The sequence below is a fragment of the Kitasatospora sp. NPDC054768 genome, assembly GCF_053612025.1.
Genome location: NZ_JBSHBN010000281.1, coordinates 1 through 6,095 on the forward strand (window position 1 = coordinate 1; position 6,095 = coordinate 6,095).

General features: G+C 73.3%; 7 protein-coding genes. 4 read left to right on the forward strand and 3 right to left on the reverse strand.

The features are described 5' to 3' along the window. Positions 1 to 100 precede the first annotated feature (100 nt). From ACWGKU_RS40035 to ACWGKU_RS40045, 3 genes are read left to right on the forward strand one after another with little or no spacing between them, the layout of a single operon-like run. Positions 101 to 364: an ABC transporter permease gene (locus ACWGKU_RS40035; RefSeq protein ID WP_359909251.1), complete on the forward strand. Its 264-nt coding sequence runs from the start codon at positions 101 to 103 to the stop codon at positions 362 to 364. 18 nt (positions 365 to 382) lie between these two features. Next, a complete protein-coding gene (locus ACWGKU_RS40040) occupies positions 383 to 1,165 on the forward strand; it encodes a hypothetical protein (protein WP_401053391.1) in 783 nt (260 codons plus the stop codon). A gap of 6 nt (positions 1,166 to 1,171) precedes the next feature. Continuing rightward, positions 1,172 to 2,572 carry a hypothetical protein gene (locus ACWGKU_RS40045; protein WP_452180848.1) on the forward strand — a complete coding sequence of 467 codons (1,401 nt, stop codon included), beginning with the start codon at positions 1,172 to 1,174 and terminating at the stop codon, positions 2,570 to 2,572. 96 nt (positions 2,573 to 2,668) lie between these two features. Here ACWGKU_RS40045 and ACWGKU_RS40050 read toward each other — a convergent pair whose 3' ends face one another. The 3 genes from ACWGKU_RS40050 to ACWGKU_RS40060 form a co-directional block, all read right to left on the reverse strand. Further along, positions 2,669 to 3,742: a M14 family metallopeptidase gene (locus ACWGKU_RS40050; RefSeq protein ID WP_452180849.1), complete on the reverse strand. Its 1,074-nt coding sequence runs from the start codon at positions 3,740 to 3,742 to the stop codon at positions 2,669 to 2,671. A gap of 15 nt (positions 3,743 to 3,757) precedes the next feature. Beyond that, positions 3,758 to 4,087, reverse strand: coding sequence for a hypothetical protein (locus ACWGKU_RS40055; protein ID WP_452180850.1), 330 nt, complete (start codon positions 4,085 to 4,087; stop codon positions 3,758 to 3,760). A gap of 100 nt (positions 4,088 to 4,187) precedes the next feature. Continuing rightward, positions 4,188 to 4,910 (reverse strand): TetR/AcrR family transcriptional regulator, encoded by a 723-nt coding sequence (locus ACWGKU_RS40060; RefSeq protein WP_401056035.1) that lies wholly within the window; start codon positions 4,908 to 4,910, stop codon positions 4,188 to 4,190. A 573-nt stretch (positions 4,911 to 5,483) separates the two neighbouring features. Between ACWGKU_RS40060 and ACWGKU_RS40065 the strand changes: the two genes are divergently transcribed. Next, positions 5,484 to 6,095 (forward strand): maleylpyruvate isomerase N-terminal domain-containing protein (locus tag ACWGKU_RS40065; protein ID WP_452191805.1); only part of this gene is annotated, 612 nt, incomplete at its 3' end.

Genomic DNA, 6,095 nt, shown 5'->3' on the forward strand with positions numbered 1-6,095 from the left:
GGCCCCGCCGGGTCGTGCCGCCGCCACGCGCGGCGGCACGGGAACGGCGCGCGCCGCGTCGCGGCGCGGCCCGGGCGGTTGGAGAAGGGGAGGCGCACTGATGCCCTTCCGGCAAACGAATCCGGTCCGGCCCCGCTTCTGGCTGGAGACGGCCCTCGGCGGACTGTCCGGACTGCTGTTCCTGCTCACCCTGGTGTGGCCGCAGTGGATCGAGACGCTCCTCGGCATCGACCCGGACGCCGGCAGCGGTGCGGCGGAGTGGCTCGTGGTCGCACTGGCGGCCGCCGTCACCGCCGCCTGCCTGCTCGGCGCGCGGATCGAGTGGCGTCGGGCGCACCCTTCCTCGGCCCGCGCGGTGCGGTGAGCGGAGAGGAGGACCGTCATGACTGACATGCCACCCGTCGCGCACGAGGAGCTCACCGAACTCGTCCGGCGGGCGCCGCTGAGCTTCGTCGGCACGGTCACCCGGGTCGGCGGCACCTCGCTCGCGGCCGTTCCGGCCGAGGCCAGGAACGACCGGACGGCCGTGGTCAGGGTGGACCAGGTGCTGCACGCGCCGGAAGCGTTCCGGCAGCTCGCGGGGAATGAGGTCACCGTCCAACTGTCGCCCGACGCGGGTCCGATGGGCGTCGGCGAGCAGGCCGCGTTCTTCACCCAGGGCATGGTGTACGGGGAGGGCCTGGGCGTCACCGAGGTGGGCCGGCTGCCCGCCGAGGCCGTCCAGCACCACGTGTCGCTCGCCGCCACCACGGCCGACGAACAGCCGTTCAGCTCGGTGCAGCGGGAGATCCGCCACCAGGATCTGGCCGCGCACGCCGCGGAGGCGGACGCCGTGGTCGTCGGCACGGTGATCGGCCTGGAACGGGCCGGCGGTGCCGACCGCGCCGACCGCCGGTCCGAGCACTCGCCGGACTGGTGGCGGGCGGCGATCGCCGTCACCCAGGTCGAGAGCGGCCGGGTGAACGACGCGACCCTCGCCGTGCTGTACCCCAACAGCCGCGACGCCCACTACTACCGGGTGCCCAAGCCCAAGGCCGGCCAGGAGGGGCTGTGGCTCCTGCACGCCACCCAGGACGACCAGCGCGAGCTCGCCCCGTACGAACTGATCCACCCCGAGGACTACCAGCCCGTGCACACGCTCGCCGTGCTGCGCGAACGGAGGTGAGCCGACATGCCCACCCTCAAGGTCGTCAACATCACCCCGAAGGCGCTGAGCGGCACCGCGACCCAGGACTCCGAGCCGTTTCTCGCGGTCAACCCCGAGACGCCCACCGAGATGGTCGCGACCGCCTTCACCCCCGACCCGATGGGCGGTCCGCTCGCCCCGGTCTACGTGTCCACGGACGGCGGCGACAGCTGGGTGCTGCACACCATCGTCCCCGGCGCCGCGCCGGATCTCGGTACCGCCGACATCACGGTGGCCTTCGCGGCCCGGGGCGGTGCCCTGTACGCGGGCATACTGAACGGCCTGGCCGCACTGCACCGGCCCAGGCCGATCACCCGGATGCAGATCCTTCGAACGCCGGGCATCGCCTCGACCGCGCCCATGGAAATCCTGGTGAGCCGGGACCAGGAGGACCAGCCGTGGGTCATCGCCGACACCGTGACGGCCGGCGGCGCCGACCGGGACCGGGTCTACGTCGGCAACAACGGTCCGGGCCCGCGGACCGCCGTCGTGGACGTCTCGGGCGACGCGCGGACGGCGCCCGCACCGGCCGGATTCGTGCCCACGGTGATCGAGCAGCGTGATCCGGCGAGTCAGGACGGGCCGCCGGTGCGCCTCGCCGTGCACCCCGACGGCACCGTCTACGCGGCGTTCGAGAGCTGGCGGACCAATGACCAGGGAGACCCGATCACCAACGTCACCTTCGACGTCGTGGTGAGCCGGGACGACGACGGGGGCGTCGGCGCCCACCCGTTCCAGGACCTCAAGGACGCCACCGACAGCGTCCCCGGGCAGCGGGTAGCGACCGACCGCTTCGTCGCGTTCAACTCGACCATGGGGCAGGAACGGCTCGGCGGCGACCTCACGATCGCGGTGGACCCGACCGACGCCGACCGCGTCTGGATCGCCTGGTGCGACCGTGTGGGCGGCCCGGGCGGTGTCGACAACACCCTGCACGTCCGGCACTCGCAGGACCGCGGCCAGACCTGGCGGAAGGTGCGCGACGACGTCACCGACGCCAAGAACCCGTCGCTGGCCGTCAACGAGGACGGTCTGGTGGGCTTGGTCTACCAGCGGTTCGCCGGCAATCAGTGGACGACGGTCCTGGAGGTCACCGCCGACAACTGGACCACCGCGCCGGAGTCCGACGTCCTGCACCAGGCACCCGCGAACGTGCCCCGTGCCGCGGGACTGCCCTTCCTCGGTGACTACATCCGGATGCTCGCGGTCGGGAAGGACTTCTACGGCGTCTTCGCCGGCAACAACACGCCGGACCGGGCCAACTTCCCGGTGGGCGTGACGTACCAGCGCAACGCCAACTTCACCGTCCACCAACTGCTCAGCACCGACGGCGTGACCCGGGTGCCGCCGTCCATCGACCCGTTCTTCTTCCACCGGGCCGCCTGAGCGTTCCACCGGGCCGCCCGAGCGCGCGCCCGGGGCGCCCGCCACGAAGGGTCGTGGCGGGCGCCCCGCTGTCGGGCACGGTGGTTCGGGGGGTGTTCAGGTGGTGGCCAGGCAGAGCTGCACCAGCCCGGCGTCCACGTCGCGGATGATCTGTTCCATCTCCGCCCACCGCGGGTGGAACTCGGTGCCCCACTCGACGGTGAAGCCGAGCACCTTGCCCTGGTCCGGGTCGGCGAAGTTGCGGGAGTAGACGTAGTCGTCGCTGGTCCCGCTGGTCGGGTACAGGTGGAAGCCGCTCATCGGCTTGTACGACAGGCCGCGCACGCCGTTGACGCCCTTGCAGAACGCCTCGGCGAGCAGCACGGCGGTGTCCTCGTCGTCCTTGGGGATGTACTCGGCGTACGTGAGGTCGCCGGGCAGGCCGCGCTTACCGTCGTAGTCGGAGTTGCGGAAGTTCATGTCGGGGTCGACCGACTGGTTCTCGTCGTCGCCCCAGTTGTAGAGCATGTCCTGCGAGTAGCTGTGCACGTCGACGAACCACCGGGTCAGCGGGAGCTGGTCCAGCAGCCACTGGACGTTGCGGGTCTCCGGCTCGGAGAACGGGCTCGGGCCGGCGTAGACCTGCTGGTCGCACGGGTCGTTCGACACCTGGGGGTTGGCACCCGGGGCGAAGGCGGTGACGAAGTCGAAGAGGAAGTCGTAGTTGCGGTTGAGGTCGACGCCGACGCAGTCCGGGGCCGGGTTGCCGCCGGCGTTCGCCGGGTTGCGGTTCTTGCGCCACATGGGCCTGACGGTCTGGCTGTAGTGCCGGCCGTCGGGGTTGACCAGCGGGTAGAGCACCAGGTCGAGCCGCTGGAGCAGGCCGCTGACCTGACCGGCGGTGAAGGCGGTGCCGCCGTAGCCGAGGCCGGTGCCGTCCCGGTGGGCTTCCAGCAGGTCGGCGGCGAGGTGGACGAGGATCTCGCAGCTGCCCCATTCACGGGCGTGGACACCCCCGATCATCATGACGCACGGCTTGGGGGCCGCCGCGGGTTCGCCGATCAGCAGGGCGTGGGCGGTGCGGCCCTCGAACGAGGGCTCGGGCAGGGTGACGAGTTGGGTCAGGTCGGGGAAGGCGGTGGCCAGGCTGGTCACGGCGGACTCGACCTCGGTGACGTTCAGGTACGGCATGGGGGGCCTCCCGGGTCAGCCGGAGAGCTTGGCGGCCAGGCCGCGCGGGACGGCGTCGGCGGGGGCGAAGCGGTCGCCGCTGCCGACCTCGGCCTGGGCGGCGCGCCCGGCCTCGCTGGCGTTGCCGGTCATGGTGACCGTGACGCCCTCGCGTTCGAGGGCCGGGATCCGGTCGGCCGGGACGTAGACGTCGATGCCGATGCGGCCGTCCTCCTCGACGTGCGGGCGTCCGCCGACGTCGGGGCGGGTGTCGCGCAGCAGCGCGCGCAGGGTCTCCGGGTCCTTGGCGGTGACGCGGAGGCGCAGGATGTCATCAGGGGGTGACGTGTGGGGTGCGGAGGACATGGGGACTTCTTCCGGGCGCCGTCAGCGGGCTGCCGCGGTGGTGCCGGGCGGCGCGGCGGCGCCGATAGGAGCGGATATGTCCGACGTGTACCTCGTATCCTCAGGATCCGCCGTCACGGTAGAAGTCGTCAAGGGGCGGCTCGGGCACCCCGTCGAGCAGGCTGTCCAGGCCGCTCAGCATCTCGGCCTCGTGGTCGAAGTCGGCGAACCGGGGCACCAGGGCGCGCAGCCTGGGGTAGTCGGCGGCGGGCAGCCGGTGCAGGCCGAGCCGCAGGGCCGGGTCCGGCTCGCTCGGATTGTCGACCACCTGGCGCTTGTCCACCAGCAGGCAGCCGAGGTTCCAGGCGACGAAGGTGCGGTAGACGGTCAGCGCGCCGGCGTCGTCGAAGCCGGCCCGGCCGAGCACGGCCAGGATGTGCTCGGTGAGGTCCAGTACCGAGACCGGGCGGCGGGCCACCGGGACGGCCAGCGGGCGGGTCGCGACCAGCGGCAGGATCTCGGGGTGGGCGTGCGCGGTGGCGGCGAACGCCCGGGCGATCCGGCGCAGTTCGGCGCGCCAGCCGTCCGGGTGGGAACCGCCGGTGGAGTCGGCCCGCAGCCGGGCGTTGATCTCGTCGAAGTAGGCCTCGACCAGGCCGTCGATCAGGGCCTCCTTGCCCGGGGTGTAGCGGTACAGGGCCATCGACTCCACGCCGAGCTCGGCCGCGAGCCTGCGCATGGTCAGCGCGCCCAGGCCCTCGCGGTCGACCAGGGCCACGGCGGCGCCCAGTACCAGCGGGCGGCTCAGCCGGCCCCGCTTCTCGGGGGCGTCCTGCTCGGCCATCTCCGCACTCCTCCGGGTCGGTGGCAGCGTTCCCGGTCGCGCCCGGGCCGTTCGGACGGTTCGGCGGACCGGCCGTGGCGCGGGGCCCGCTGCCTGGGCTGGGGTTCGGCGTTTTCGGTGGATGTCACTCAGCGGATACAGAACCAGGATACAAGGTAGGAATCGGGCGTAAACGGGTCGACGGGATTTGCCGGTCGATTCGCCGATCCCGCTGGTCAGCCGACCGGCGGTGGAGCGACGGGGACGGCGGGCACGGCGACCGGGGCGGCGGGGTCGGTTGCGGAGGGTGGCCGACGCGGCGGCGGCGGACCGGCCCCGCGGAGTCCGGTGAGTGGCGGTGACCAGGCATGGGGCGGGGCATCGGGCGGCGGCTCGGTGACCAGGACGGCCGAGCCGGGTGCGGTGCGTCGTCGGGAGGTGGGTGGCGGTCGGTGGGTGGCGGTCGGTGGGGGAGTGGTGCCGGGCGGGCGGTGGCGGGTGGGGCGGGGTGCGGGCCGCCGCCCCGGGGCTCGCGCCCCCGGGAGCCCGGGATAGCGTGGGGAGACCCCGTGATCACCGTCCTGAGGAGAGCCGATGAGCAGTCAGAACGACCCGGTGCGCGCGCTGTTGGCGGAGGCCTGGGTGTCCTGGGCGGAGCGGGGCGCGGCCCTGGCCGCCGAGGACTGGGAGCGGCCCACCCGGCTGCCCGGGTGGACCGTACGGGAGTTGTACGCGCACGTGGCACCGGTGCCGGAGATGTTCACCGGGCTGCGCGCGGCCGTCCTGGACGGGTGGCCCGAGGTGGTGGACGGGGCCGGCATCCTGCGTGTCTACAACCGGCCCGGCGGCATCGCCCACACTGCCGCCGACCAGGTCGCCGAGGCGGCGAAGCAGGTCGCCCAGGTGGCCGAACCCGCCGTGCTGATCGCCCGGTTCGGCGTCGAGGGGCCGGCCGCGCTGGACGGCCTCGCGGACCTTCCGCCGGGCGCCGCGGTGGCGCACCCGCTGCTCGGCAGCGTGACGGTCGGCGCGCTCGGCGAGGTGGCGCTGATGGAGGCGACCGTCCACCTGCTCGACCTGATCGCGGCCGTCGGCGGCCCGCCGCCCGCCGAGGGGGCGCTGGACTTCACCCGTGCGCTGCTGGCGCGGGTCGCCGACCCGGTGGACTTCATCGAGGCGGCGACCGGCCGCGGCGCGGCGGCGGTG